General features: G+C 67.1%; 29 protein-coding genes. 18 read left to right on the top strand and 11 right to left on the bottom strand.

The features are described 5' to 3' along the window. Positions 1-173: 173 nt before the first annotated feature. Positions 174-1,379: a DUF445 domain-containing protein gene (locus tag AC4EEO_RS16740; protein ID WP_491340440.1), complete on the bottom strand. Its 1,206-nt coding sequence runs from the start codon at positions 1,377-1,379 to the stop codon at positions 174-176. A 205-nt stretch (positions 1,380-1,584) separates the two neighbouring features. Between AC4EEO_RS16740 and AC4EEO_RS16735 the strand changes: the two genes are divergently transcribed. The 7 genes from AC4EEO_RS16735 (at position 1,585) to AC4EEO_RS16705 (ending at position 6,306) form a co-directional block, all read left to right on the top strand. Then, positions 1,585-2,484, top strand: a complete 900-nt coding sequence (locus AC4EEO_RS16735) for a glycerophosphodiester phosphodiesterase (protein WP_026264945.1) — start codon at positions 1,585-1,587, stop codon at positions 2,482-2,484. A 7-nt stretch (positions 2,485-2,491) separates the two neighbouring features. Further along, the gene (locus tag AC4EEO_RS16730; RefSeq protein WP_491339319.1) at positions 2,492-3,823 is read left to right on the top strand and encodes a CoA transferase; all 1,332 of its coding nucleotides are present in this window, start codon (positions 2,492-2,494) and stop codon (positions 3,821-3,823) included. A gap of 91 nt (positions 3,824-3,914) precedes the next feature. Next, complete coding sequence (locus AC4EEO_RS16725; RefSeq protein ID WP_491339318.1) at positions 3,915-4,439, top strand: DoxX family protein; 525 nt, start codon at positions 3,915-3,917, stop codon at positions 4,437-4,439. Further along, the gene (locus AC4EEO_RS16720) at positions 4,436-5,224 is read left to right on the top strand and encodes an AzlC family ABC transporter permease (protein ID WP_491339317.1); all 789 of its coding nucleotides are present in this window, start codon (positions 4,436-4,438) and stop codon (positions 5,222-5,224) included. Before AC4EEO_RS16725 ends, AC4EEO_RS16720 begins: the two co-directional genes overlap by 4 nt. Further along, positions 5,221-5,532 (top strand): AzlD domain-containing protein, encoded by a 312-nt coding sequence (locus AC4EEO_RS16715; RefSeq protein WP_018763036.1) that lies wholly within the window; start codon positions 5,221-5,223, stop codon positions 5,530-5,532. Before AC4EEO_RS16720 ends, AC4EEO_RS16715 begins: the two co-directional genes overlap by 4 nt. 106 nt (positions 5,533-5,638) lie before the next feature. After that, positions 5,639-5,896, top strand: a complete 258-nt coding sequence (locus AC4EEO_RS16710; protein ID WP_018763037.1) for a hypothetical protein — start codon at positions 5,639-5,641, stop codon at positions 5,894-5,896. Between the two features lie 83 nt (positions 5,897-5,979). After that, positions 5,980-6,306, top strand: a complete 327-nt coding sequence (locus tag AC4EEO_RS16705; RefSeq protein ID WP_491339316.1) for a hypothetical protein — start codon at positions 5,980-5,982, stop codon at positions 6,304-6,306. 96 nt (positions 6,307-6,402) lie between these two features. On the opposite strand, the gene AC4EEO_RS16700 is transcribed toward AC4EEO_RS16705, so the two are convergent. Continuing rightward, positions 6,403-6,627, bottom strand: coding sequence for a hypothetical protein (locus tag AC4EEO_RS16700; RefSeq protein WP_018763039.1), 225 nt, complete (start codon positions 6,625-6,627; stop codon positions 6,403-6,405). Between the two features lie 222 nt (positions 6,628-6,849). Further along, complete coding sequence (locus AC4EEO_RS16695) at positions 6,850-7,467, bottom strand: TetR/AcrR family transcriptional regulator (protein WP_026264947.1); 618 nt, start codon at positions 7,465-7,467, stop codon at positions 6,850-6,852. A 122-nt stretch (positions 7,468-7,589) separates the two neighbouring features. On the opposite strand from AC4EEO_RS16695, the gene AC4EEO_RS16690 reads away from it, so the two are divergent. The 5 genes from AC4EEO_RS16690 to AC4EEO_RS16670 are packed head-to-tail and all read left to right on the top strand — an operon-like array spanning position 7,590 to position 11,957. Then, complete coding sequence (locus tag AC4EEO_RS16690) at positions 7,590-7,913, top strand: thiamine-binding protein (RefSeq protein ID WP_018763041.1); 324 nt, start codon at positions 7,590-7,592, stop codon at positions 7,911-7,913. A 59-nt stretch (positions 7,914-7,972) separates the two neighbouring features. After that, a complete protein-coding gene (locus tag AC4EEO_RS16685; RefSeq protein ID WP_491339315.1) occupies positions 7,973-8,665 on the top strand; it encodes an O-methyltransferase in 693 nt (230 codons plus the stop codon). Between the two features lie 54 nt (positions 8,666-8,719). Then, entirely contained in the window at positions 8,720-9,802 is a 1,083-nt protein-coding gene (locus AC4EEO_RS16680) for a hypothetical protein (protein ID WP_491339314.1), read from the top strand. Beyond that, the gene (locus AC4EEO_RS16675; protein WP_109045816.1) at positions 9,796-11,178 is read left to right on the top strand and encodes a bifunctional PIG-L family deacetylase/class I SAM-dependent methyltransferase; all 1,383 of its coding nucleotides are present in this window, start codon (positions 9,796-9,798) and stop codon (positions 11,176-11,178) included. The genes AC4EEO_RS16680 and AC4EEO_RS16675 overlap by 7 nt, the downstream gene beginning before the upstream one ends. Positions 11,179-11,222: 44 nt before the next feature. Further along, on the top strand, positions 11,223-11,957 hold the full coding sequence (locus AC4EEO_RS16670) for a glycosyltransferase family 2 protein (RefSeq protein ID WP_491339313.1): 735 nt from the start codon (positions 11,223-11,225) through the stop codon (positions 11,955-11,957). Positions 11,958-11,976: 19 nt separating this feature from the next. Here AC4EEO_RS16670 and AC4EEO_RS16665 read toward each other — a convergent pair whose 3' ends face one another. The 5 genes from AC4EEO_RS16665 to AC4EEO_RS16645 form a co-directional block, all read right to left on the bottom strand. Next, positions 11,977-12,234 (bottom strand): hypothetical protein, encoded by a 258-nt coding sequence (locus AC4EEO_RS16665; RefSeq protein WP_018763046.1) that lies wholly within the window; start codon positions 12,232-12,234, stop codon positions 11,977-11,979. A gap of 319 nt (positions 12,235-12,553) precedes the next feature. Then, positions 12,554-13,732 (bottom strand): YihY/virulence factor BrkB family protein, encoded by a 1,179-nt coding sequence (locus AC4EEO_RS16660; RefSeq protein ID WP_491339312.1) that lies wholly within the window; start codon positions 13,730-13,732, stop codon positions 12,554-12,556. Positions 13,733-13,842: 110 nt separating this feature from the next. Next, the gene (locus AC4EEO_RS16655) at positions 13,843-14,484 is read right to left on the bottom strand and encodes a DUF3618 domain-containing protein (protein ID WP_491339311.1); all 642 of its coding nucleotides are present in this window, start codon (positions 14,482-14,484) and stop codon (positions 13,843-13,845) included. Further along, complete coding sequence (locus AC4EEO_RS16650; RefSeq protein ID WP_285320477.1) at positions 14,481-14,912, bottom strand: phage holin family protein; 432 nt, start codon at positions 14,910-14,912, stop codon at positions 14,481-14,483. The genes AC4EEO_RS16655 and AC4EEO_RS16650 overlap by 4 nt, the downstream gene beginning before the upstream one ends. Beyond that, complete coding sequence (locus AC4EEO_RS16645; protein WP_491339310.1) at positions 14,912-15,931, bottom strand: hypothetical protein; 1,020 nt, start codon at positions 15,929-15,931, stop codon at positions 14,912-14,914. Before AC4EEO_RS16645 ends, AC4EEO_RS16650 begins: the two co-directional genes overlap by 1 nt. A gap of 192 nt (positions 15,932-16,123) precedes the next feature. Between AC4EEO_RS16645 and ccmD the strand changes: the two genes are divergently transcribed. The 3 genes from ccmD (at position 16,124) to AC4EEO_RS16630 (ending at position 19,002) form a co-directional block, all read left to right on the top strand. Next, positions 16,124-16,888, top strand: coding sequence for a heme exporter protein CcmD (ccmD, locus tag AC4EEO_RS16640; protein ID WP_491339309.1), 765 nt, complete (start codon positions 16,124-16,126; stop codon positions 16,886-16,888). Between the two features lie 155 nt (positions 16,889-17,043). Next, on the top strand, positions 17,044-17,988 hold the full coding sequence (locus AC4EEO_RS16635) for a sigma-70 family RNA polymerase sigma factor (RefSeq protein WP_109045810.1): 945 nt from the start codon (positions 17,044-17,046) through the stop codon (positions 17,986-17,988). 108 nt (positions 17,989-18,096) lie between these two features. Next, a complete protein-coding gene (locus AC4EEO_RS16630) occupies positions 18,097-19,002 on the top strand; it encodes a spermidine synthase (protein ID WP_491339308.1) in 906 nt (301 codons plus the stop codon). A 1-nt stretch (position 19,003) separates the two neighbouring features. Here AC4EEO_RS16630 and AC4EEO_RS16625 read toward each other — a convergent pair whose 3' ends face one another. Beyond that, on the bottom strand, positions 19,004-19,900 hold the full coding sequence (locus AC4EEO_RS16625; RefSeq protein WP_109045809.1) for a LysR family transcriptional regulator: 897 nt from the start codon (positions 19,898-19,900) through the stop codon (positions 19,004-19,006). A gap of 127 nt (positions 19,901-20,027) precedes the next feature. Between AC4EEO_RS16625 and AC4EEO_RS16620 the strand changes: the two genes are divergently transcribed. After that, a complete protein-coding gene (locus AC4EEO_RS16620) occupies positions 20,028-21,407 on the top strand; it encodes an MFS transporter (protein WP_491339307.1) in 1,380 nt (459 codons plus the stop codon). Positions 21,408-21,453: 46 nt separating this feature from the next. Then, a complete protein-coding gene (locus AC4EEO_RS16615) occupies positions 21,454-22,203 on the top strand; it encodes a 3-hydroxybutyrate dehydrogenase (RefSeq protein WP_285320473.1) in 750 nt (249 codons plus the stop codon). 9 nt (positions 22,204-22,212) lie between these two features. Here AC4EEO_RS16615 and AC4EEO_RS16610 read toward each other — a convergent pair whose 3' ends face one another. Together AC4EEO_RS16610 and AC4EEO_RS16605 are read right to left on the bottom strand one after the other, a co-directional pair. Next, positions 22,213-22,476, bottom strand: coding sequence for a hypothetical protein (locus tag AC4EEO_RS16610; protein ID WP_491329209.1), 264 nt, complete (start codon positions 22,474-22,476; stop codon positions 22,213-22,215). Positions 22,477-22,690: 214 nt separating this feature from the next. Beyond that, complete coding sequence (locus tag AC4EEO_RS16605) at positions 22,691-23,068, bottom strand: winged helix-turn-helix transcriptional regulator (RefSeq protein WP_491339306.1); 378 nt, start codon at positions 23,066-23,068, stop codon at positions 22,691-22,693. A 120-nt stretch (positions 23,069-23,188) separates the two neighbouring features. Between AC4EEO_RS16605 and AC4EEO_RS16600 the strand changes: the two genes are divergently transcribed. Beyond that, positions 23,189-24,052 (top strand): SDR family oxidoreductase, encoded by an 864-nt coding sequence (locus AC4EEO_RS16600; protein ID WP_109045805.1) that lies wholly within the window; start codon positions 23,189-23,191, stop codon positions 24,050-24,052. Positions 24,053-24,078 lie beyond the last annotated feature (26 nt).

Below are 24,078 nucleotides of genomic sequence, written 5' to 3'. Positions count from 1 at the left end.
GCACTGACATTTATGCCCGCCGACCAGTCCTGCCCCCAGGCCCTGTCGCCAAGCACCCGCTCAAGCCAAACCGGGCCGGACGCCCTCGTGGCGCAACCAAGGTGCCGTGAGCGTGCGAGCCTCATCCCGCCGTCGTACGCGCCAAACGCACCCGGGACCTGCGGGAGCGAACGCTAGCCAAAGATGAGTTGCGCCACGGTGAAGATCGCAAGCCCCGCCAGGGAGCCCACCACCGTGCCGTTGATGCGGATGAACTGCAGGTCCTTGCCCACCTGCAGTTCGATCTTCTGCGAGGTCTCCTCGGCATCCCAACGGGCCACCGTGTCCGTGATGACCCCGGCGATGTCCGAGCGGTAAGTCTTTACCAAGTAGGCCGCGGCGTCCCCGATCCAGGCGTTGACCTTCCCCGCCAGTTCGGGGTCGCCCACCAGCCTGGTCCCGAAATCCCGCACAGCGGCCTTGAACTTGATGGTGAGCTCGCTGTCGGGATCGTCCACGGCACCGAGCAGCGCATTCTTGACGGTGCCCCACGTGCGGGACGCGAGTTCGCGCACCTCGGGATCACCCAGGACCTGGGCCTTGATGTCCTCGGCCCGGGCGATCATGGCCGGGTCGTGCTGAAGGTCCTGCGCGAGGTCGTTCAGGTACTTGTCGATCGACTGCCGCACCTGGTGGTTGGGGTCGGCCTGGACGGCCCGGACGAACTTCAGGATCTCTACGTACACCTTGTCGCCCACCAGCCCGTCCACGAACTGCGGCACCCAGGTGGGGGAGCGGTCGGACACCAGGCGGCTGACGGTCTCGTGGTTGTCGTCCACCCAGTCCGCGGCGCGGTCCACCATCAGGTCCACCAGGGTGTGGTGGTGACCGTCATGGAAGATCCGCTCGGCGAGCCTGCCCACCGGCGGGCCCCACGGCGGGGTGAGCAGGTGCTTGCGCACCATGCCCTCGATGACGGCTTGGACGTCGTCGTCATTCAAAACCTTGAAGGCGCCGCGGATCACGGCGGCACCTTCCTTGGCCACCCGCTCCGCACCACCCGGCGCGGCCAGCCACTGGCCGGCACGGCCGGCGATGTTGACGCTTGCCAGCTTGTCCTGGACCACCTGTTCGGAGAGAAAATTCGTCTCCACGAATTCGCCCAGGGAAGCGCCGATCTGGTCTTTCCGGCGGGGGATGATCGCGGTGTGCGGAATCTTGATGCCCATGGGGTATTTGAACAGGGCAGTGACGGCAAACCAGTCGGCGAGCGCGCCCACCATGCCCCCCTCGGCGGCTGCGCGCACGTACTGCAGCCACGGGTAGTCCTTCTGGAGGGCAAACGCGAAGACAAAGATCACGGCCATGGCAATGAGCAGGCTCAGCGCCAGCAGCTTCATTTTCCGCAGCGCTGCCGCCTTTTCGGCGTCACCGGCGCCAGGATCGCGGGCGACGACGGCGCCTGCCGCCAAGGTGCCCTGCCGCACCTGCCGCGTCGCCTCCGCTGGTGCATCCTGCGCGGCGTGCCCGGTAGTTGCCTCAGAGTTCACCTGCATGTGCCAAGCCTAGCCCCGAAGGCGGAAGTCGGTCCGCTACCGTGTGAGCATGACAACTGACGAGTCTGTGCCGCAACGGCCGTTGGTCTACGCCCACCGGGGCTCCAGCGGCACCTACGCTGAACATACCCGCGCCGCCTACCTGCAGGCTTTGGCTGACGGGGCCGACGGGGTGGAGTGCGATGTCCACCTGACCCGGGACCAGCACGTGGTACTGCTCCACGACGCCAACCTGGACCGTACCTCGGACGGCACGGGGCCGGTGGGGGACCGGACCCTGCACGAACTGCGGCAGCTGGACTTTTCGTCGTGGAAGGGGGCGCGGATTCCCGAGGCCTACGGCGCCCGTTCCGAGCAGTTCCTCACCCTTCCGGAGCTCCTGGACATCCTCCGCGGTGCGGGGCGGCCCGTGGGCCTGGCCATCGAGCTCAAGCATCCAAGCCCTTACCAGCTCAAGCTGGAGGACCGGGTACTGGAAGTGCTCCGCAGCGAAGGCTGGGATCCGGAAAGCTCCACGCTGGACAACGTGGCCGTGACCTTCATGAGTTTCAGCCCCGATTCAGTCCGCCACCTCCTGGAATCCGTCCCGCCCCGGTACATTTGCCAGCTCGTGGACGATCTCACGGTCCACGAGATACGCGGCGGGCTGGGCGTGGGCCCGATTACCGGCGGAGCGATCGCCAACCTGATGAAGGCCACCCAACTTGAGGGCGAACAAATCCTGGACGACTGCCTGGTGGGCATGGCGGGTCCCGGGATCGACTATGTCCGCGAACGCCGGGACACCGTCCGCCGCTGGCTGGACTCCGGCCGGCGCTTCAGGGTCTGGACGGTCGACGCTCCCGAGGATGTTGACCTGTGCCAGGAACTGGGCATCCAGGAGATCACCACCAATGTGCCGGCCCGGGTCCTGGGCCAGCTCCGCGTGGCGTCACCGCAGGCGAAGTAGGACGGCCGTGGCGGAGGGCGGCGTCGGCGGATCCTTCCCGCGCAGGTGGTGGGCCGGTTCGCTGGACGTGGAGGGCCTGGCCCTGCAGTCGGTGGGGGCAGCGGCGGAGGCGCTGAACCGGTACACGGGTGACGCGGGCCGGTTCAGCACCACCGCTGCCTTGACGGCGGCAGCCTTCGACTCCTTCGGGCACTTGCGGATCGAGGGGCGCCAGCTGCAGGGCTTCGCGCCGCTGTCGGGCTTCCGGCGCACCGCGGACGGCTGGATCCGGCTGCACGCCAACTACCCGCACCATGAGCAGCGGCTGCTGCAGGCGCTGGGGGCGTCCTCCGCCGATGACGCGGATCAGGCACTCCGCGGCATGCCGTCGCTGCAGGCGGAAGCTGCCATCCAAGGCAACGGCGGTATCGCCGCGGCGGTCAGGACCCGCAGCGAATGGCTGGCGACGGAGATGGGCCGGGCCGCCGGCCAGGGACCCTGGGCCGCTGTGGAGTTTGCCGATGGGCGGACGGCGGGCCTGGGCCTGGGTGACTTCGCGGCAACAACGCCGGGTCGTCGGCACACTGTTGGCCGGCCCCTGGGTGGCGTCCGCGTCCTGGACCTGACCCGGGTTATCGCAGGGCCCGTTGCCACCCGTTTGCTGGCTGCGCTCGGAGCGGATGTCCTCCGGATCGACCCGCCGGCTTTCCCCGAGATCGCGGACCAGTTCGTGGACACGGCGTTCGGCAAGCGCAGCGCGGAAGCCGATCTTGGCCTCCCGGCGAACCAGCACAGCCTGCGGCAGCTCCTGGCCGGCGCGGATGTGGTGGTCACCGGCTACCGGCACGCCGCCCTGGACCGTTTTGGGCTCAACCCCCGTGAACTGCTGGCGGCACACCCGGGCCTGGTGGTGGTTACCCTCAACAGTTGGGGCACGACCGGGCCCTGGAGCGGCCTGCGCGGCTTCGACAGCATTGTCCAGGCCGCCTGCGGGATTGCCCGCGCGTACGGGAGGAACGACGACGACGGGTGGCGCCCGGGTGCCCTTCCGGTCCAAGCGCTGGACCACGCCACGGGATACGGCGTGGCGGCGGCGGTGATCCACCTGCTGGACAGCCGCAGGCAGTCTGGGGTGGGCGCCGCTGCGCACCTGTCTCTGGCCCGGACGGCGGAGGAACTTTTTGCGTTGCCGGACACCGAGGCAGTCCGCGGGGAGCTGGCAGCACCGGAGTACCGCACCATGGACAGCCCCTACGGCGTGCTCCGCTACGTTGGGCCGCCGCTGATTTCCGGCGGGCGGCCCCTGGACTATCCGTCTCCGCCCCCGGCCTACGGCAGTTCCACGCTGACCTGGGCCTGAAGGAAAGGCCCCGCGTCGCCTCTTTTCCGCCCCGCCGCGGCCGGGCCAGCCGGGTTTCGAGCGTCCGCTCCTGCTGTGGTTGAGTGGTTCCATGTCTTTTCCCCGGTCCGGCCCCGCTGTCCAGGGCCTGCCCTCGCGCGTCCTGCCTTTGCACGGCCGTCGACTCCAAGGCTTGTCCGCCGCTGCCATGGGCGCCCTCCTGCTGGCCAGTGCCGGCAAGCATTTCCGGGACCCTGGTTTCTTCCGTGACGTTGTTCCGGAATACCTCTGCCGCGTGGATCCGCAACCCGGTCTGCCTCAGGTGCCCCAGCACCCGCTGGCGCTCCTTTCCCGGGACGAATGGATCGCGGTGAGCGGGCTGCTGGAACTGGCTGCCGCCGTCGGCGTCCTCCTCCCGCCTACCCGGAAGCTGACTGCCACCGCCCTCACCGGGATGTTCACCGCATTCCTGGCAGGGCACGTCGACGCCCTGGTGCGGGCGTACGGTCCGGAGGGTTCGCCCCGCCGCCGGAAGATCCACTCGCTGCGGCTCCCGCTGCAGGCGCCACTGATCCTGTGGGCCTGGAGCCTGCGGAAGCCGGCCTCGCCAGGGTGCCCGCCGGGAGGCCGGCCGTGAAACTGACGGGCTCGCCCGCGGTGAAGGTGGGAATCTCCATCAGCATCGCCACCGGCCTGTATGGAATCTCCTTTGGGGCGTTGTCAGTGACGTCCGGCCTCAACCTGTGGCAGACCATGGCGCTGAGCCTGCTCCTGTTCAGCGGCGGCTCGCAGTTCGCGTTCATCGGTGTCGTTGCCGGAGGAGGCTCGGGTATCGCCGCCATGAGCGCCGCCACCTTGTTGGGCATGCGCAACGGCATCTACGGCATGCAGTTGAACGCGCTGCTGAGGCCCAACGGCTGGCGCAAGTACGTGGGTGCGCAGCTGACCATCGACGAGTCCACCGCCACCAGCACCGGACAGACGGATCCGGCCGAGCAGCGCCGCGGATTCTGGACCGCCGGGATTGGCATTTATGTGCTGTGGAACATCTTCACGCTCGTAGGCGCCCTGGCCGGGAGCGGCCTGGGCGATCCCAAGAGGTGGGGACTCGATGGCGCCGCCGTGGCAGCGTTCCTCGCACTGCTCTGGCCGCGGCTAAAGGGCCGGGAGCCCGTTGCGATCGCGGTGGCGTGCGCCGTAGCCACCGTGATTGCCGTGCCGTTCGTGCCGCCGGGGGTCCCTATCCTGGTGGCAGCTGTGGTGGCGGCGCTGGCGGGATGGCTAAGCCACGGCCGGCGTGACGAAGGCCTCGAACCGGACATCGAGCCATACGGGCACCCGGCCGGCCGCCACGCTCGCGGGAGTGCACCGCAGGCAGGCGCGGAGCGCGGCGACACCACTGGCCCGGCGGCCGCCCCATGAGCCTGTGGATCTGGCTGCTGATCGCGTGTGCCCTTGCCTACGCGTGGAAACTCGTGGGGTATTTCGTTCCTGCCAAGCTCCTGGCGGACCCTCGTGCCTCGCGTATTGCCGGCACCATGACCATCGGGCTGCTCGCCTCGCTGACCGTGGTCAACGCCGTGGCCTCCGGACAGGCGCTGGCCGCCGACGCACGGCTGGGTGCGCTGGCCGCGGCCGCGGTGGCCCTGGCGTTCCGGGCGCCTTTCCTGGTGGTGGTTATCGCCGGGGCAGGAACCGCGGCGCTGCTGAGGCTGCTGGGCTGGAACTGACCACCAGCATCACAGAGTGATATAGATCACGCCCTGCGTGGTTTGCCGGTTGTATCATGAAATCGGCTTATGCAGCTGGCCACGGCATTCGCGATGAACGGCACCCATGGAAAACAAGCTGCAGGTGGCAAGGGACTTGGCGGGCGGTCCCCGGCAAAAAAATGCTCGACGCCGGGCGGGACTTCCCGCCAAACGTTTCTTCAAGCGCTTTGCAGGCCTGTCGGACGTGCCGCCGGAGGACCTGGAAATCCTGTCGCAGAGGCTGCAGGCGGCACTCGACCTGGACCCGTCGTCGTCCGCCCCTGCCTTGCAAGCCCTGGTGCGCCGGGAGGTCCGCAAGCGGGCTGAGGGCGGCAGGGCCTAACGCCCCCAGCCTTCCGGGTGCCGCGTATGGTGCACTGGAACAGAGGCGGCCCTCACGGGCGCTGCCACAAAGGAGGAACCGAAATGGACGAACAGTCACGGCCCGCCGGGCCGGAAGACGGCCAGGGCACCGAGGACGCCGGGAAAGACAGGCCGGAAGATTACTCCGCCGGGAGTTCGCCAGCGGAGCAGCCTGCGAAGCAGCGGTCCGCCTATCTTGATCCCCGCGGCTCGGAAGGAACCCGGGAACTGCGGGACACTGCCAGGCGGCGCCGGGATGCGGAAGAAAAGCTGCAGCAGCACCTGATGGAAGCGAAAGAACACGTCCCCAACGAGTTCCACGAACACCACCCGCATGCCCACGACGCCGAACCGGGCCGGCCCGAGGGCAAAGGCGATGCTGCAGAATAGGCCCCGGAATAATCCTGACTGCCGTGCCCGGTATCGAGCAGGGGCGGGTTGTATTTCCGTGCTGTCCGGGATGAGCCCCGGGCGGGGGCTCGCTGGCTAAGCCAGTCTTTGGCTGGCTCCATCGGGCGAAGCGGCCCTGCGGCAGCTTTCCTCGACTGCCATCTCGTACCACGCCTCGGCGCCGAACTCGGGCTCTGGCGTATCAAGGTTCTGGTAGAGGGCGTCCAGCAGCTCCGCGAGTTCCGCAGGCTCCAGGGCCGGGAGGACTTCCTCGGGGCCACGGGGGTCCGTGAGGTAGCGGACAAGGTGTGAACTGTTCATTGCAGTGCTGCCATTGCGCGGCGGAAGGGCGCAAAATTGCTCATGGGTCGCCTCCAGCTGAAATTCCCGCGGCTGGCTGCTTAACCTCTCCAGATTCTATGGCACTGGACAAGGCCCCCACAATGTAACCGCCCCCACAATGTATCCCGCCCGGCAATGGACCCCACCCGGCAATGGACCTGGCACGGCGCCGCAGCGGATGGCCAGTGGGCCAGCGCCGGTTCAGGCTGTGGGGGCCGGGACAGGCACGTGCGCGGGAAGCGGACGCGCCGGCCGGTCGGCGCGGATGGCATCCTCCACCAGCGCCAGGGGCCGCCGCCACGCATCGGAGCCGGGCTCCATGGTGTCCACCACGCCGATCAGCATGGCAAGCAGCCGGAACATGTCGGTCATGGAAATGTCGGCACGCAGCGTGCCCTGTCCTTGTCCCCGGACCAGCAGCACACTGATGGACTCCATGAGCGAACCGGTGATCCCGGTGAGGAGTTCCCGCCGCCCGGCGACGGCGCACAGCAGGTTGGCGTCGGCGCTGGCGGCTGCCATCAGTGCTTCGAGTACGCGCAGCAACCCCGCTGTGGCGTCGATATCGGCCAGGGCGCCGTCCATGACGGGGTCCACGGTAAGGCGGAGTTGCCGGTTGAGCGCAGCGAGGACCAGTTCTTCCTTGTCCGCGAAGTTCCGGAACAGGGTAGCCGGGCCCACTCCGGCCGTTGTTGCGATGGTTTGGAGCGGCACTTCGGGACCGAATTCCCGGAAACACTGGCGCGCCGCCGTGATGATCTTGTCCACGTTCCGCGCTGCGTCCGCACGGAGGGGCTTTCGGGCGACTGCGAGGCTCATGGCCAACAGGTTAGCAACGGAGGCTCCGGCCGGCATGGTTACCGCAGGGTAGGCGCTTATGTGACGGCCGCTGCCGGTGGTCCAGCCTGCGGCGGCCGGGATCCGCGTGGGACACTGGGGGCATGTTGCTTGCATTTTCCGTGGCTCCCTCAGGTGTTCCCAGCGAGGGCGCCAGGCCCGACGACGCTTCAGTGCACGACGCCGTTGCCGCCGCGGTGAAGATCGTCCGGGAGTCGGGTCTGCCCAACCAGACGGATTCGATGTTCACCACCATCGAGGGTGAATGGGACGAGGTGTTCGACGTCGTCAAGCGTGCCACCGAGGCTGTGGGACGTTACGGCAGCCGGGTGTCGCTGGTGATCAAGGCTGATATCCGGCCGGGTTACTCGGGCGAAATCACCGCGAAAGTGGACCGCCTGGAAGGCGCACTGGCCCAGGAATCCTGAGCCCGCGGGAGGACCGGACGCATCTGGACCCCCACGGCGCCCCGTGCCAAACTGTGCCCATGTTCGAGCACAAGCCCCGTCCGGAGTGGATAGCCACCGAAGAGTTCCTGTCCCGAACCGTGGTGCATCCGGATGCGGCCCTCCAGCAGGCCATCCGGGCGGCGGCGGATGCCGGGATGCCCGCCATCGAGGTGGCACCCAACGCCGGGAAGCTGCTGAAGCTGCTGGTCCAGATGTCCGGGGCCCGCCGCATCCTGGAAATCGGAACGCTGGCCGGCTACAGCACCATCTGGCTGGGCCGGGGCCTTCCGCCCAGTGGCACGCTGGTCACGTGCGAATACCTGCCCCAGCACGCCGAGGTGGCGTGGGCGAACATTGACGCCGCCGGCCTGGGGGAGAAAGTGGAGATCCGGCTGGGGCCGGCGCTCGACACCCTTGCCGCCCTTGAGGAAGAGGACCGGGAACCGTTCGACTTCATCCTCATTGACGCCGACAAGCAGAACAACAGCCACTACCTTGAGTGGGCCGTCAGGCTGTGCAGGCCGGGTGCCACCGTGGTGGTGGACAACACCATCTGGGAGGGTGCGGTCCTGGACCCGGGCATGGATCCGGTCAATGCGCCCGGAATCATTGACGCACTCACGCTCTTGGGCAACCACCCGCGCCTGGACGCCACCGTAATACAGACCGTGGGCTCCAAAGGCTGGGACGGATTCGCCGTTGCCCGCATCCTCCCGCCAAATAGTAAGTAAGCTGTGTAGATGCGTCCCGGGGGCCGGGCGCCCCCAGCGTCGATGGAGGAACGTTTGCAAGCGGTAACCACTTCTGTCTTCTTTGATTCCACCGACGCCGGCATCTCCCCATGGAGCTCATTCCTGCGCGCAGTTCCGGACGCTGCAGGCGACGTCACTGCCCTGTTGGCCCTGGCCGTGGAAGCGGGCGAAACCTGGCCGCGTCCCGGAGAAGGCCGGACGCAGCTGTTATGGGAGCTCCTGGCCTCTGTCGCCGCCATTGACGTGGCGGCAGCCCGGGTATTAGAGCCGCATATGGACGCCATTGCCATTCTTTCCCAAGCTGCCGGCACGGATACCGCTGACCAGCCGCCCGGGGAAGGCGTCGGAGCGTCATGGGGCGTCTTCGCGGCAGAGGCCCCCGGCGTCAGCCTGCGGGCCAGCCGCGACGGCGGCACGGTGGTCCTGGACGGGGCCAAACCGTGGTGCTCCTTGGCTGCAAGCCTGGACCGTGCCGTCATCACCGCCCATACGGACGACGGCGGCAGGGCGGCTTTCGCCGTCGACCTCCGCCACCCCGGGGTATGGTGCGAAGAGCCCGCCTGGGTGGCGCGCGGCCTCCGGGAGATCCCCAGTGGAACCGTGCACTTCGACCACGTTCCGGCAGTGGCCCTGGGTGGAACCGGCTGGTATCACAGCCGCCCCGGCTTCGCCTGGGGAGGCGTGGGCGTTGCCGCCTGTTGGCTGGGCGGCGCGGTGGGAGTGGCCCGCGATTTCCGCGCCGGCCTGCTAGCCGGCGCCGACGCCGGGAGGGAACCGGACCAAGTGGCGCTCGCCGCCCTCGGCGAGGTGGACCGCACCCTCACTGCCGCCATGCAATACCTCGTCCGAACCGCGGCACGCATCGATGACGGCAGCCTGGGCGCCCACGGCCAAAGTTCCTGGAGCGAAGCCCAGCGTGTCCGCGGAACCGTTGCTTCCGTCGTCGAACGCGTCCTGCACTTGGTGCTTTCCAACCGGGGCCCCGCCCCACTTGCCTTCGACGAACGCTATGCCAAACGGACGGCGGACCTGGGACTGTACGTGCGCCAGCATCACGGGTCACGGGACGACGCCCAGCTGGGCCGCCTCACGCTGAAGGGTGACTGCCCGTGGTGACCTTCTCGCACGCGGACCAAGGCACCGCCGAAGCAGCCTGGGCCGGAAGCGAACTGTCGGTCGCGCCGGAACTGCCGCTCGGCCCCGATGAACTCGCTGCGCTGCGCTTCGTGGTCCTGGCCGCCCATCCTGACGATGAGACCCTCGGCGCGGGCGGACTCATGGCGCGGCTGGCCGCGCTGGGCGCGCAAGTGGAAGTCCTCCTGTGCACGGCGGGGGAGGGATCCCACCCGGATTCCCCCACCACCTCACCCGAGGAGTTGGCGCAGGCCCGGTTGGCGGAATTCGCCGCGGCACTGACCGTCCTGGGATTGGGGGACCGGTGGCGCTTCCTCGGTTTTCCGGACCGCGGCCTCGGCTCCCACGCGGACGCCATCGCCGCTGCCGTCAGGGATGCAGCGGCGCGGCTGCCCGGGCGGGCCGACCAGCTGGTCCTGGTTGCGCCCTACCGTTCCGACGGCCACTCCGACCACGACGCACTCGGTGCCGTGGCAGCGGAAACCGCCAGGAAGGATGGCCACGCACTGCTGGAGTACCCCATCTGGTACTGGCATTGGGCCACGCCCGGTGACCAGCAGTGGCGGGCGTGGCTCCGGTTCCCGCTGGACGGCGAGTCCGGCGCGGCCAAGGAACGTGCCATGGCTGCCCACGCCACCCAAGTCATGCCGCTGTCCCCGGCCCAGGGGGACGAAACCTTGCTGAGCCGTGAGTTCCTTGGCCATTTCGCCCGAGGCTACGAAGTGTTTGCCTGGACACCGCCCCGGGACGCGTCCGGCCCGGCGCACTCCAGCCAGGACGCCGAGGAGGTCTTCGACGTCGTCCATAACGGCTCCGCCGACCCCTGGAACTACGCCTCGAGCTGGTATGAGCGGCGCAAGCGGGCGATCACCCTCGCGGCCCTCCCGGATGAGACCTATGAGCGCGGCCTGGAAGTGGGCTGCTCCATCGGTACCCTCACGGAGGACCTCGCGGGCCGCTGCCGCAGCCTGCTGGCCGTTGATGCCAGTGGGACCGCGGTTCGCCGAGCCACGCAACGGCTTGACGGCAACCACGGGGTCCGCGTCGAGCAGCGCGTGGTCCCAGGCTCCTGGCCCGGCGGAACATTCGACCTGCTGGTGGTGTCCGAGGTCGGCTACTACCTGGCCCCCGGCGAGCTCGCTGACCTGTGGGACCGGGTGGAGGCCTCACTGGAACCGGGCGGGGTCCTGGTCCTGTGCCACTGGCGGCACCCGATCGACGGCTGGCAGCTCGACGGCGACACCGTCCACGCGCTCGCCCGCCAACGGTTGGGCTGGCCAACCACGGGGCTGTACCGGGAGCGCGACTTCGTCCTGGAAGTCCTGGTGTGCCCGGCCAGCGGGACGGGCGTGGCATGACGCTGGCGGCGCCGGGGGGTCCAGCCGCAGGGTGTCGGGACGGTATGGCGGCAACGCAGATCGACAAAGTGGCCGTCGTGATCCCGGCGCACAACGAGGAACAGGCCCTGGAGCGGGCGCTCACTTCAGCCGGAACCGCCGCGGACCGGCTGGCCGTGGACAGTCCCGGAACTGAGGCGGAGGTTGTTATTGTCCTCGACGCCTGCACGGACCGGTCGCTGGAGGTAGCCGCCGGCTTCGCAGCCCGTGACCTCCGCTTCCGCGTCCTGCCCGTCGGTTTCCACAGTGTGGGAAAGAGCCGCCGGGCAGGTTGCGGGGTGGTGCTGGAAAGCCTGGGCGGGTCCGGCGCGGCGGGTATTCCGGCACGTCGCCTGTGGTTGGCCAACACCGACGCCGATTCACAGGTACCGGAAGACTGGCTGCTCCGGCAGCTGGAACTGGCAGCAGCCGGAGCCGACCTTGTCCTTGGCTCCGTGGAGCCCGATGCCCATGGGACACACCACGAGCTGCTGGCCCGCTGGCACGCCCGGCATGCCTTGGCCGAGGACCACCCACACGTCCATGGGGCCAACCTGGGTGTCCGCGCTTCGGCCTATCTCGCGGCCGGGGGCTTCCCTGGGATTGACCGCGACGAAGACAGGATCCTGGTGGAGCGGATTCGCGCGGGCGGGGCAGCAATCGTTTCCACTGACACCACGCGCGTCCTTACCTCGGGGCGGACCAGCGGCCGCGCGCCCGGCGGGTTCGCCGCTTACCTCCTGGCGCTGGCGCAACCCTGACGGCGCGTGCGTCCGGCGGTCACACGAGGTCCGGAGCGCTCGCCACGATGTAGTCCGCCGCCGCCGGTCCGGTCATGGAAAGGTTGTTGCTGTCGGGATCGATGCCTGCCTGCTGCAACGCCTCCCACAGGGAGGACGGGGTGTGGGGCTCGGCCTTATTCAGGAGGCACCAGCTGGTGTAAAGGCCATAGAGCTCGTCCCGTCCAAGGCCCAGTCCGGGCTCCCTGTCCGGGACAACTGCCTCGGCTAGGAACTGGTCAAAATGTGTAGCAGTCATGTTCGCTCATTTGGTTGGAGCTTGTATCCGCCGTCTGCTTCAGCGGCCACGCCGGTTCCCAAAAGGCCCCGGCAAGGTATTCACGAAACTATTGCAGGAGGCGCGGCTTGTCCAGTCACGCCGAAAGAGGGCAGGCCCCTGGGGGGGCCGACGGCGACTGGGGGGACTGGCCTCGGTCTCAGAAGAGGCCATCTCACCGCCGGCCCCGCTTCACCCCGGACCTCAACAGCCCGGGAAACTTCGACAGGACCTTCACCATGAATTTTCCTCTTTCTCGAAGGTCCTGCCTAGTCCCTTCCTCCCTGGCCGGCCCGGACCGTTACATGTTGCTGCCCGGCCGGCCCCCGCCGTCGGACTCTCCCTCTTCGTCGCGGGCCCGGACCTTCTCGCGAACCTTGTCCCGGTGCCTTTCGCCCTGGTTCTGGAAGCCGTTGCCCTCCTGGCCGTGCTTCTCCCGGAGTTCCCTGCCGTGCTTGACGTCTTCCTCGATCTGCTGCTGAAGTTTCTCGCTCTTTTTGGTGTCCCGGGGCGGTAGCTGAATGGTTTCCTCCGCCTTGATGCCGGCTTGAAGTTCGCGGCCGCGCTCCACTTCGGCGTCGAACTCTGCGCCGAACAACAGGGACATGTTCAGGATCCACAGCCAGAGCAGCGCGACGATGACACCGCCAATGGCGCCGTAGGTCTTGTTGTAGCTGTTGGAGTACGCCACGTAGAAGCCGAAGGCCAGCGAAGCCAGCAGGAACACCACCAGGGCGATGGCCGAACCCATGCTCATCCACCGGAATTTCGGCTGTTTCACGTTTGGTGTGGCGTAGTAGAGGATGGCGATCGCCACGGTGATCAGCACCAGCATGACCGGCCACTTGGCGATGTTCCACACCGTCAGGAAGGCGCCCCCAAGCCCGATCAGGTTCCCGACGGATTCTGCCACGGGGCCGCTCAGCACGAGCATCGCCGCAATGACGACGACGATCAGCAGGTTCACGACGGTGACGCCGAGCATGGTGCCCCGCAGCTTCACGAAGGCACGGCCTTCATCGACTTCGTAGACACGGTTCATGGCCCTGCCGAAGGCCCCGACGTAGCCGGACGCGGACCAGAGTGCCGTGAGGAGGCCCAGGACAAGGGTGAAGCCGGCGGCCGAGGAACTCGCGAGGTCCTGGACCACCGGCCGGATCGTCTCCACGGTCTGCCCGGGGGCGAAACCTTGGACGATGTCCAGCAGGGCGGAGGTGGTCTTCTGCGGGTCGCCGAAGATTCCCAGGAGGGATACCAGCGCCAGCAGCGCCGGAAAGATCGAAAGTACGGAGTAGTAGGTCAGGGCCGCTGCCAGGTCCGGGCACTGGTCTTTGCTGAATTCCCGCAGCGTCTTCCTGGCGATGTACTTCCAGGAGGGCTTCTCCAGGTCCCGGGGGCTCCCGGGTTTTCGCGAATCGTTCGGATCGGGGGCCTGGCCCGCCTTCGCGGTACTGGTCTCGGACGTGTTGTGAGTGGCCATTGGGGGAGTCCTCTCGATCTCGGGGCCAAGAGGACAGGCCGACCCCGCGGGTGGCGGTGCCGGCCTGTCGTCTTAGGTGTTGCCTTTAGGGAGCCGCGGTAAGCGGAGCGTCAGCTGCTTTGGACGGTGTCCTTCGCGTCTGCGGCACGGTCTTTGACGTCGTCGGCTGCGTGCTGGCCCTCAGCTTTGACGTTCTGGGCGGCGTCGGTTGCCGTGGCCTTGACGTTTTCCATGGCTTCCTGTGCCGGCTCCTTGAGGTCCTGGGCCATGTTTTTAGCGGCGTCAGTAAGTTCGGCGGCCAGTGGTTGGGCTGCCGTCTTGAGCTGATCGGCCGCTTCCCGCTCCTTCTGGCTTGGCGGGATCAGCGACGAGACCAGCAGTCCGGCCCCGAACGCGATGAGGCCTGCAGCCAGCGGGTTGCCAGCGGTCTTTGACTTCACCTGGCCCGGGGTTTGGGAGACAGCGTGGCCGGCATCGGAAAGCTTCGCCGAGACGGCGTCGCCAGCCTGGTGCAGGCTGTCCGCCGCTGAGTGCGCACCTGCGCCCGTGGTGTTGTGGACCTTGGTGGTGGCGGTGTCTGCTGCACCCATGATTTTCTCCTTCATCCCGGTGGCCGCATCCTTGAGCTTGTCGGTCTGCCGGTGGACGATGTTGGACGGCGTGACTTTGTCGGCCACGGCGTCCACGTTTGTTCCCAGGCGTGCCCGGGTGGCTTCGATGTCTGCGCGGATGACGTCAGGGTTTTCGCTCATCGGTTTACCTCACCTGGTTTAAGGGTTGGGGGTATCTCAGAAAGGGTTTCGCCGGTCTGGGGCATGCCCTTGATTTGCTTCAGTTCCTTGCGGCCCATGGAGGCCAGGACAGCTGCAATGATGGCCCAGACCACGGCAGTGATCAGGGCGGACCAGCCCAGCGGCATGACGGCGCCGAGGGCGAACATCAGGGCCAAGGACAGGAACAGCAGGACGAAGTGTCCGCCAACCCCGGCGCCGGCCAGCATGCCGGATCCTTTGCCTGCGCGGGTGGCGGTCTGCTTCAGTTCAGCCTTGGCCAGATCGACTTCCTGGCGCATGAGGGTGGACAAGTCCCGCGTTACGTCGCCGAGCAACTCCCCCAGTGAGGCGTTGTCCGCTTTCATGTGCGCCGCGCTTGGCGGCGGCTCAGGTATGTGGCTGCTCATCAGAGTCCGCCAGCCTGGCCGCCCCTGGCGCGGTCCCGGGTGAAGGGGTCAGCCGCCATTGGGTCATCGGCCAATTCGCGGTCGCGCAGGGGGTCGTCGGAAACCTGGTTTCCGGACCACGGTTCCTCCACCAATTGCGGGCTGTCGAGGCCGATGGCAGTCGACGTGGACTCGGGGTAGCTGCTGCCCGGCGCGCCGCCGTCGTATCCGGCCGTGGTGGTGGCCGGACCGGGCAGCTGGACGGGCGGCGGAGGCACTACACCACCGGCGGCCGGCGGCTGGCCGTATTGGTCCGGGTATGCCGTGCCTGCGTGCTGGCCGGAAAGGCCTGCGGCAGCTGATGCGGTTGAGCCGGTAGACTCCGGGGCGCCTGCCGTAAGGCCACGGGTCAGGCGTCCGGCGAGGACACCGGCTCCGGCGGCGAGGAGCAGGAAAGTGCCGGGCCGGTTGCGGGCAAACCGCTGGACCTCGTTCAGGAGGTCTCCGGGTTCCCGGTTCTCCAACCAGGTGGCTATCGAGGAGGTGCGCTCGGCCGCCTGCCGGACCAGGTCGCTGGCCATGCCTTGCTGGTCCGGGGCGCTGGCCATGCTGTGCAGCTGGCCGGAAATGTTGCGGATGCCTTCTGCAGCCTTCTGCTGCTGCGTTGCGGCCTCGCTCGTGAGGCCTGACTTGGCCTGGTGCAGCAGGTCCTGCGCGTTGGACTTTGCCTCCGAGGCCACGTTGGCTGCCTCTTCCTTGGCCGTCTGTGCCACGTTCTGTGCGGAACCCGCTGCGGTCCTGGCTACGCCTGCTGCCTCGTCCTTGGCAGCTTCGGTGCGTGAGGACGCAGAACCGGTGCCGGCACTCTCCGGCATGGTTTGGGTTTGTTCGTAATCGGCGGGTGCGTACCCGTTTCCGCTCTCAGCGCCATAGCTGGCTGCCGGAGACGGAAAGTTTGCGGGCCGGCGCTCGCCGGGGATTCCTGTATGTGCCTGAGGGGCCGTGTTTGCGGTGTCCTCGGGCCATTGGTTCTCTGTCATCTTCGCTCTTCCTTTCAGAAAGAAGGCTGGTTGCTGATCAAGAACCAGCGGTACTGGCCGTAAAATAGTAAGCATGTTTACTAATGAAAGGTAAGTACCCTTGCTAATTGGGTTCTAACCGTTCGAGTAAAAATGTCAGCCGGAATGGCTCTGGCCTGCCCGGTCACAACGAAGTGGGAAGTGGTGGGAAACATGGATACAGCTCCATGGGTATGGGTAGTGGTTGCGGTTGTCGTCGTGGCACTGATTGTTGTGCTGCTCCTCTCCGGCGGACGGCGCCGCAAGGCGATGCAGGAGAAGCGGGACCAGGAGAATCGGGAAAAAGCGGCCGAGATCCGCCGCAAGGCTGAAAACATGGAACTCGACGCCCGCGAACGGGAAGCCAAGGCCATCCGTGCACGCGCCGACGCCGAGCAGGCCCAAGTGGACGCGGCCCGGCTGCGGCAGGAAGCCGAGGAACGCAGCCGGGAAGCGCAGTCCCTCCGCAGCGACGTTGCCGGCCATGCCCGCGAGGCGGACGAGTTGGATCCCGACGTCGGTCGTGACGGCACGGGCCGCGACGTACACGGGGCGGCCCGGGACGGGCAGTCGCAGGCCGAGGCTTCCAATCATGGCGGCAATGCGGCCGACGTCGGGCACGACCCGGCTGTGCATCACCCGGCTGTGCAACGCGAAACCGGGCGCCATGGCATCGCGGGCAACGATCTGCCGCAGGCTGAGGCTGGGCACCGTGACGCTGTGGGCACCGACCTGCCGCACTCTGATACTCGGCACCATGACTCTGTGGGCAGCGACGCTGCGGGCGGTGACGCGGAGTCCAGTGATGCGCGGCCCATCGACGCAGAGCGCCCTGATTCTCCGGCTGCGGATCCGCGGACTGAGGCCGGACGGCGGATCAATAACAGCGACGCGGAGCGCGATGTGCGCGACGTGAAGAACCCGCACGCGGACCTCTAGGCTGGATTGCTCCGGGTGGGGGCGGAAGGCGGTTCCTTCTTCCGTTCCCACGCCCGCGCGGGCGGACAAGGATTGTTTTATAAGCAGCCTTATGATTTCCTGCTTCTAAGTCTTGCCGCAGGCTTTCGGAACCAGACCGAGGGAAAACAGCACCCATGCCCGAATCCTTTGCCGCCTTGGCCGCTAACACCGTCCCGGTCCATCAACAGGCCGAAACATCTGATCCGCCATCTCCGCGGGCCGCCTCGGAGCGTTCGCAGGGGGCATCCGAAAATGACATGGTTTTGAGGTACCTGGATCTTGCCGAGGCCTTGGCCGCACGGTTTGAAGCACGCGGCAGGGAACGGGCGGACCTGAACCAGGTCGCCTACCTGGGACTGGTGAAAGCCGCCCGTGGATTCAACGAGGCCAAGGGTGACAGTTTCCCGGCCTATGCCGCGCCTACCATCACCGGTGAGCTCAAGAGGTATCTCCGCGACCGGACATGGGTGGTCCGCCCGCCACGCCAGGTCCAGGACTTGAGGACCCGCCTGTTCAGGGCGGAACCGGAACTCACCCAGTCCCTGGGCCGGATCCCCAGTGTGGCCGAATTGGCCGGAGAGCTGGGTGCGGATCCCGTGGACGTGTTGGAAGCCATGTCGGCCTCCAGCAGCATGCACCCCGATTCCCTCGACGCGGTGAGTCCGCACTCGGATGCCCCCTCCATTGGTGAAATGCTGGCCAGTCCTGAAACACCTCTGGAGAGGCTTGAGGAGCTCGCCGGCCTGCGCGCCGCCATGAAGGACCTGGCTGACGTGGATCGGGAACTGCTGTACCGCCGCTATTTCTGCGAGGAAACGCAGGTGCAGTTAGGCAAGCGGCTCGGTATGTCCCAAATGCAGGTTTCCCGACGCCTGGCGAAGGTGCTGACGGAATTGCAGCGCCGGCTGGAAGAAGGCGCCGGCGTGGACGGTCCGGTCGGGGACCGCAAGGCGAGGACGGAACGGGAAGCGCGGACGGCCCAGCCGGCCAACCAGGTGGTGCCGTTCCGGCGGCCCAGGAAGACCGGCCGTCCAGGCGTCGCGGGCAGGGGCCGCCTCGACTGCACAGGCACCAGTTGAACGGATCCGGCGTGGCCACGGGACAGCGTTCACGCCATGAGGCCCGCTGACCGGGGGGTTCGATGGCTTCAACTAGGGTTGAACCATGAGTGAAGGCGGGCCCCAATAATGGCCAAACGCGGAAAGTCGGGAGGCCGGGGCCGGTCCGCAGGCGTGGTGGAGGTGCCCAAGGGCACGGCGCCGGACGGTCCGGTGGAGGGTGTCTACTACATTGACACCGGCGACTGCGAGCTGGTGGCGGACCAGGACAACTCCACGGGCTGGCTCCTGAAGATCAACGGCGTCATGAGCTCGCATATCGACCTCGCCGACCCCTTGTTCCTGGACTTTGAGTACATGCGGTGGATGGCGGCGCTCATTGAGTCCCGTTGGCCGCCGTCGGACGCATCGTCGGCTAAGCTCCGCGGCCTGCACCTGGGCGGCGGTGCGTGCTCCATGGCACGCTACTTCGCCGCCGCCTACCGCGATGCCCGGCAAGTGGTGGTGGAACTGGACGGCAAGCTGGCTGAATACGTGCGCGGCTGGTTCGACCTCCCGAAGGCGCCGCTGCTCCGCATCCGCGTGGGGGAGGCCCGGGCGGTGACCGAAACCCTCACGGAGCACACCAGGGACTTCATTATCCGCGATGTCTTTGCCGGGGCCTTTACCCCGCGGCCGCTTACCACCGCCGAATTCACCACCCACGCCAAGCGGGTCCTGGCGCCGGGCGGCTTGTTCGTGGCCAACTCGGGGGACGCCCCGGACCTCAAGAACGCGCGTGAGGACGCCGCCACCATCGCCGCTGCCTTCAAGCACACGGTGATCATCGCCGACCCTGCCATGCTGAAGGGCAGGCGCTACGGCAACATGGTGATGGCCGGCAGCGACGTCCCGTTCGGCGACGATCCCCAACTTCGGCGCCGGCTCCTTGGCGGCGCCGTCCCCGCCCATCTTTGGGACGATGCCCAGGTCCGGGCCTTCGCGGCCGGCGCGCTGGTCCGGCATGACGAGCCGGTTGAGCCAATCATCCGGTGACTTACCCGCGGCCCAGGAGCGCGCCGCGGTGCTCGGCCATCCGTTCCCGCAGGGCCTGCACGACGGCGGCCACCGCGGGGCGGCGGAGCGAGTCCGGGCGCAGCACCATCCAGTAGGGGAGCAGCTCACCGATTTCGCCGGGCAGCAACCGGACCAGGTCGTCATGGAGATCGCCCATGAAGCATGGCAGGAAGCCGACCCCGGCACCTGCCCGGGTGGCCTCCACATGGACGAACACGTTAGTTGATGTCAGGCCCTCGCGCATGGCCGGCACCAGCCGCCGCGGCGCATCGAGATCGTCCACCTGGAGCATCGAATCCACGAAGTAGACCAAGGGATGCTCATTGAGTTCGGCCACGGTGGCCGGAGTTCCGTGCTCGGCGAGGTAGGTGCGGGAGGCGTACATTCCCAGCCGGTATTCGCCCAGCCGGATGGCCTCCGCACGGTGCACCTGCGGCTCGCCCACCACCACCTCGATGTCCAGCCCGGAGCGCTGCTGCAGTGCCCGCCGGGTCATGGTCACCACCTCAACACTCAGGCCGGGATGGTGCCGGCGCAGCCGCGCCACGGCGGGGGCTGCGATGTAGGCGCTGAAGCCGTCGGTCGCCGTCATGCGTACGACGCCGGTAATCGGGTCGGGTGCCTGGCCGGCCGGTCCCAGCGTGCCCAGCACCGCTTCGACCTGTTCGGCCACCTGCACGGCACGCTCGCCCAGCTCCGTGAGTTCCCAGCCGCCGGCGGCCCGGGACAGTACCCGGCCACCAAGCGCCTTCTCGAGCGCGGCGATCCTGCGCGAGACGGTGGTGTGGTTCAAGCCCAGGGCTTGGGCCGCCGTCGTGAATTTTGCCGAGCGGGACACCGCCAGGAGGACCAGCAGGTCGTCAGGATTGGCGTTCATATCTGCAATTGTGCACATGCCAGGTGCCTCTTTGGGCATTGAACTGCAAAGTTTGTGCAGCAATACTCATCTGAGTCACTTGTGCTGGAGATCACAGCACGTGTCAATGTGGACACTGAGGAGAACCATGAGCGTTGAGCACAGCCAGGCAAACGAAGCCAGGTATGCACCCAAAGGAACCGGACTGAAGAAGATCGTTGCCGTCTCCATGGTGGGCACGGTGGTGGAATGGTACGAGTTCTTCTTGTACGCCACCGCCGCCACCCTGGTCTTTGGCAAGTACTTCTTTCCGTCCACCGGCAATGACCTGGACGGAATCATCCAAGCCTTCCTGACCTACGCGGTGGGCTTCATTGCCCGGCCGCTGGGTGGCATCGTCTTCGGCCAGATCGGCGACAAGCTCGGCCGCAAGCCCACGCTGCAGTTGACCATCGTCATCATCGGCGTGTCCACCTTCCTGATGGGCTGCCTCCCCGGCTTCGCCGACATCGGATATTTGGCTCCAGCCCTGCTGGTGGCGCTGCGGTTCATCCAAGGCTTCGCGCTCGGCGGTGAATGGGGCGGTGCCGTCCTGCTGGTGGCTGAACACAGCCCGAACAAGACCCGCGCCTTCTGGTCCAGCTGGCCCCAGGCGGCCGTCCCCGTGGGCAACCTGCTGGCCACCCTGGTCCTCTACATCATGTCCACCACCCTCAGCAGCGAGGCATTCCTCGGCTGGGGCTGGCGCGTGGCCTTCTGGCTCTCCGCGGTGATCGTGTTCGTGGGCTACTACATCCGCACCAACGTCAGCGAATCACCCATCTTCCTCGAAGCCAAGGAACTGGTGGAGAAGGAACAGGCCGTCAGCTACGGCGTGTTCGAGGTTGTCCGCAAGTACCCCAAGGGCATCTTCCAGGCCATGGGCCTGCGGTTCGCCGAAAACATCATGTACTACCTGGTGGTCAGCTTCGCGATCGTCTACCTCAAGAGCGTGCACAAGTACGACACCTCTTCGCTGCTGCTGGCACTGCTGATCGCACACGTCATCCACTTCGCGATCATCCCGCAGTACGGCCGCCTGGCGGACCGGATCGGACGCAAACCCGTGTACCTGGCCGGCGCCATCCTCGGTGCCACCTGGCCGTTCTTCGCTTTCCCCATGTTCGATACCCGCAACGCCGTGGTCATCGTCCTCGCCGTCACCATCGGCCTGTGCCTGCACGGCCTGATGTACGCCGGACAGCCTGCCATCATGGCCGAAATGTTCCCCACCCGCATGCGGTACTCCGGTGCATCCCTCGGCTCGCAGGTAACGTCGATCTTCGCCGGCTCGCTGGCGCCGCTCCTGGCCACCCAGTGGCTGAAGGACACCGGCTCGTGGGTGCCGACGGCCATCTACCTGCTCGTCGCCTGTGCCATTACCGCGGTGGCCGTGCTGAGCCTGAAGGAAACCAAGGGCATCGCCCTGGAGGACGTGGACAAGGAAGACGCCACCCGCGAAGGACTGCTCCCAGCCGGCCAACGCTAGGCTGCCGGAGCCGTTGGACCGTTTGGGCGCATGAAGGAGAAATGCAATGGATAACACGTTGAATGGACGCAAGGCACTGGTCACCGGCGGTGCCAGCGGAATCGGTGCCGCCTGCGTGCGCGCACTCGCGGCCCAGGGCGCGAAAGTGGTGGTGGCCGACGTCGACTCCGCCGCAGCTGCCAGGCTCGCCGACGAGGTGGGCGGCACCGCCTGGGCCGTGGACCTCCTGGACGTGGACGCCCTGGCCACCCTCAGCCTGGATGTGGACATCCTGGTGAACAACGCGGGAATCCAGCGCATCAGCCCCATTGAGGACTTTGATCCGGCGGACTTCCGCAGGATCATCAGCCTGATGCTGGAGGCGCCGTTCCTGCTGGTCCGGGCCGCCCTGCCGCACATGTACGCCAACCGCTTTGGCCGCATCATCAACGTGTCGTCGGTGCACGGTATCCGTGCTTCCCCGTTCAAGAGCGCGTACGTATCCGCCAAGCACGGCCTTGAGGGCTTGAGCAAGGTGACGGCGCTGGAGGGCGGGGAGCACGGTGTTACCTCCAACTGCGTGAACCCGGGCTACGTCCGCACGCCCCTGGTGGAGAAGCAGATCGCGGACCAGGCCCAGGTGCACGGGATCGACGAGTCTGAGGTCCTGGCCAGGGTGATGCTCACCGAATCGGCCATCAAACGCTTGGTGGAACCGGAGGAAGTGGCGTCCCTGGTTGCGTGGCTGGCCTCCGACAGTGCCGCTATGGTTACGGGGGCCAGCTACACCATGGACGGCGGCTGGTCTGCCCGGTAGGTTACCCCGCTAGTCCATCGGTTTGACCACGCGGTGATCGTAGAAGAAGACGCCATGGGTGGTCTTCAGCCCCACTGACCGGCGATCATGCCATACGACGACCCCTTCGCGCCTGCCGCTGAAGGGGTCGTCGCCAATCACGGTGTCGCCCACCCGGTAGGGGCATCGTGGGCTGACGGCCCCCTTGGCCCGGCGCCATACTGTCACCAGGGCATCGCGCAGGCTGACGGGCCGGCCCATGCCGGAAAGGTCCTGTATGTAGCCCTTGGCCATGTGAGCCTCCCCTTCAGGCGGCAGCCGGCCGCCTGCTAACGGTGTTGGTCGGCGGAACGCTCCCAGCGGAGGATGGTCCTCCCATTCCGGCCGGCACCGTACGCCTACGCTATGCGCTATTCACATCAGCAACACCAGTAACAAGTACTTGTTTTGTCCAGTGGAACCACTTGCCTGTTGGGTGCGGTACATCCCCCAGCGGTCCGGCGGAGCATCAGCGGCTGCTGTTAATGATGTCCTCCGCGTTCTCGAAGGCCCACGCCACCAGGGGCACCAGCAGCCCGCTCAGCTCGTAGCCACGCTCGGTGAGGCTGTAGTCCACCCGGGGTGGAATGACCGGTTGGGCATTCCTGCTGATAAGGCCGTCCCGCTCGAGGGTCTTCAGGGTCTGGGCCAGCATCTTCTCGCTGATGCCCTCGGCCCGGCGCCGCAAATCACTCCATCGCTGCTCGCCTTCGGACAGGGCGATCAGGATCAGCACTCCCCACTTGCTGGTGATGTGGTCCAGCAGGGTCCTGCTGGGGCATCCGGCGGGGAACACGCCGTCGGCGAAGGCGAGGGGCAGCGGTGCGGCCTGCGGAACAGCTTCCATGTCACTAGCTTACCTAAAGGTCAGTACCTTACTTCAAAGTGCGTACTCTCTTTGAGGAAGTATTCTCCATGGCTCGCGGTTGTGCCCTTCGACAGATCAAATTCCTCGAAAGGATCCATCGTGAGCATTGTTGTTACAGGCGCCACCGGACAGCTGGGCCAGCATGTCATCGAAGCCCTTCTTGAACGTGGGGTGCCCGCAGCCGGAATTGTGGCCGCCGGACGTTCCGTGGAAAAGCTGGCCGGCTTCGCCGCGCGCGGAGTCAACGTCAAGGCCATGGACTACGCCGACGCAGGCTCAGTTGCCGCCGCGCTCAAGGGGGCAACCCGGGTGCTGCTCATCTCCGGCAGCGAAGTGGGCCGTCGCGTCGAACAGCACCGCACCGTCATCGAAGCAGCCCGGGCCGAAGGCGTGGAACTGCTGGCCTACACCAGCATCGCCAACGCGGACACCACCGGCATGCTGCTGGCCGGGGAGCACAAGGCCACGGAGGCCCTGCTGCGGGAGTCAGGTGTTCCCTTCGCCTTGCTCCGCAATGGCTGGTACCTGGAAAACTACACGGAGCAGTTGCCCGGTACCCTCGCCCAGGGTGCGGTCGCAGGCAGCGCCGGGGACGGCAAAGTCAGTGGCGCTGCACGGGTGGACTACGCCCACGCCGCCGCCGCGGTCCTGGTGGCCGAGGACCAGGCCGGCAAGGTGTACGAGCTGGGCGGAGATGAAGCCTTCAGCATGGCGGACCTCGCTGCTGAGATCAGCGCCGCCACTGGCAAGGCCATCACCTACAACGACCTCCCCGCCAAGGACTACTCCGGCCTGCTCACCTCCGTGGGGGTGCCGGAGGCATTCGCCGAGGTCCTGGCGGACTCGGATCTCGGCATCGCCCGCGGTGACCTCCTGGTCAGCACCGGAGACCTCCGGCGCCTCATTGGACGCCCGACGACGTCCCTCGCCCAGGCCGTCCGGTCCGCCGCGGCTGCGGCGTAAGGCAGCGGAAGACAGTACGTCACCGG

This window comes from Pseudarthrobacter sp. MOO13, assembly GCF_058267655.1.
Note: the sequence above shows the minus strand (reverse complement) of the source record. Positions and strands in the feature narration are given on the sequence as shown.

Excerpts from the sequence above, each read along its gene's own strand:
- AC4EEO_RS16740 (WP_491340440.1), bottom strand. The coding sequence starts at position 1,379 with ATGAAGCTGCTGGCGCTGAGCCTGCTCATTGCCATGGCCGTGATCTTT.
- AC4EEO_RS16735 (WP_026264945.1), top strand. The coding sequence starts at position 1,585 with ATGACAACTGACGAGTCTGTGCCGCAACGGCCGTTGGTCTACGCCCAC.
- AC4EEO_RS16725 (WP_491339318.1), top strand. The coding sequence starts at position 3,915 with ATGTCTTTTCCCCGGTCCGGCCCCGCTGTCCAGGGCCTGCCCTCGCGC.
- AC4EEO_RS16715 (WP_018763036.1), top strand. The coding sequence starts at position 5,221 with ATGAGCCTGTGGATCTGGCTGCTGATCGCGTGTGCCCTTGCCTACGCG.
- AC4EEO_RS16710 (WP_018763037.1), top strand. The coding sequence starts at position 5,639 with ATGGAAAACAAGCTGCAGGTGGCAAGGGACTTGGCGGGCGGTCCCCGG.
- AC4EEO_RS16705 (WP_491339316.1), top strand. The coding sequence starts at position 5,980 with ATGGACGAACAGTCACGGCCCGCCGGGCCGGAAGACGGCCAGGGCACC.
- AC4EEO_RS16700 (WP_018763039.1), bottom strand. The coding sequence starts at position 6,627 with ATGAACAGTTCACACCTTGTCCGCTACCTCACGGACCCCCGTGGCCCC.
- AC4EEO_RS16695 (WP_026264947.1), bottom strand. The coding sequence starts at position 7,467 with ATGAGCCTCGCAGTCGCCCGAAAGCCCCTCCGTGCGGACGCAGCGCGG.
- AC4EEO_RS16690 (WP_018763041.1), top strand. The coding sequence starts at position 7,590 with ATGTTGCTTGCATTTTCCGTGGCTCCCTCAGGTGTTCCCAGCGAGGGC.
- AC4EEO_RS16685 (WP_491339315.1), top strand. The coding sequence starts at position 7,973 with ATGTTCGAGCACAAGCCCCGTCCGGAGTGGATAGCCACCGAAGAGTTC.
- AC4EEO_RS16670 (WP_491339313.1), top strand. The coding sequence starts at position 11,223 with ATGGCGGCAACGCAGATCGACAAAGTGGCCGTCGTGATCCCGGCGCAC.
- AC4EEO_RS16665 (WP_018763046.1), bottom strand. The coding sequence starts at position 12,234 with ATGACTGCTACACATTTTGACCAGTTCCTAGCCGAGGCAGTTGTCCCG.
- AC4EEO_RS16660 (WP_491339312.1), bottom strand. The coding sequence starts at position 13,732 with ATGGCCACTCACAACACGTCCGAGACCAGTACCGCGAAGGCGGGCCAG.
- AC4EEO_RS16655 (WP_491339311.1), bottom strand. The coding sequence starts at position 14,484 with ATGAGCGAAAACCCTGACGTCATCCGCGCAGACATCGAAGCCACCCGG.
- AC4EEO_RS16650 (WP_285320477.1), bottom strand. The coding sequence starts at position 14,912 with ATGAGCAGCCACATACCTGAGCCGCCGCCAAGCGCGGCGCACATGAAA.
- AC4EEO_RS16645 (WP_491339310.1), bottom strand. The coding sequence starts at position 15,931 with ATGACAGAGAACCAATGGCCCGAGGACACCGCAAACACGGCCCCTCAG.
- ccmD (WP_491339309.1), top strand. The coding sequence starts at position 16,124 with ATGGATACAGCTCCATGGGTATGGGTAGTGGTTGCGGTTGTCGTCGTG.
- AC4EEO_RS16635 (WP_109045810.1), top strand. The coding sequence starts at position 17,044 with ATGCCCGAATCCTTTGCCGCCTTGGCCGCTAACACCGTCCCGGTCCAT.
- AC4EEO_RS16630 (WP_491339308.1), top strand. The coding sequence starts at position 18,097 with ATGGCCAAACGCGGAAAGTCGGGAGGCCGGGGCCGGTCCGCAGGCGTG.
- AC4EEO_RS16625 (WP_109045809.1), bottom strand. The coding sequence starts at position 19,900 with ATGAACGCCAATCCTGACGACCTGCTGGTCCTCCTGGCGGTGTCCCGC.
- AC4EEO_RS16620 (WP_491339307.1), top strand. The coding sequence starts at position 20,028 with ATGAGCGTTGAGCACAGCCAGGCAAACGAAGCCAGGTATGCACCCAAA.
- AC4EEO_RS16615 (WP_285320473.1), top strand. The coding sequence starts at position 21,454 with ATGGATAACACGTTGAATGGACGCAAGGCACTGGTCACCGGCGGTGCC.
- AC4EEO_RS16610 (WP_491329209.1), bottom strand. The coding sequence starts at position 22,476 with ATGGCCAAGGGCTACATACAGGACCTTTCCGGCATGGGCCGGCCCGTC.
- AC4EEO_RS16605 (WP_491339306.1), bottom strand. The coding sequence starts at position 23,068 with ATGGAAGCTGTTCCGCAGGCCGCACCGCTGCCCCTCGCCTTCGCCGAC.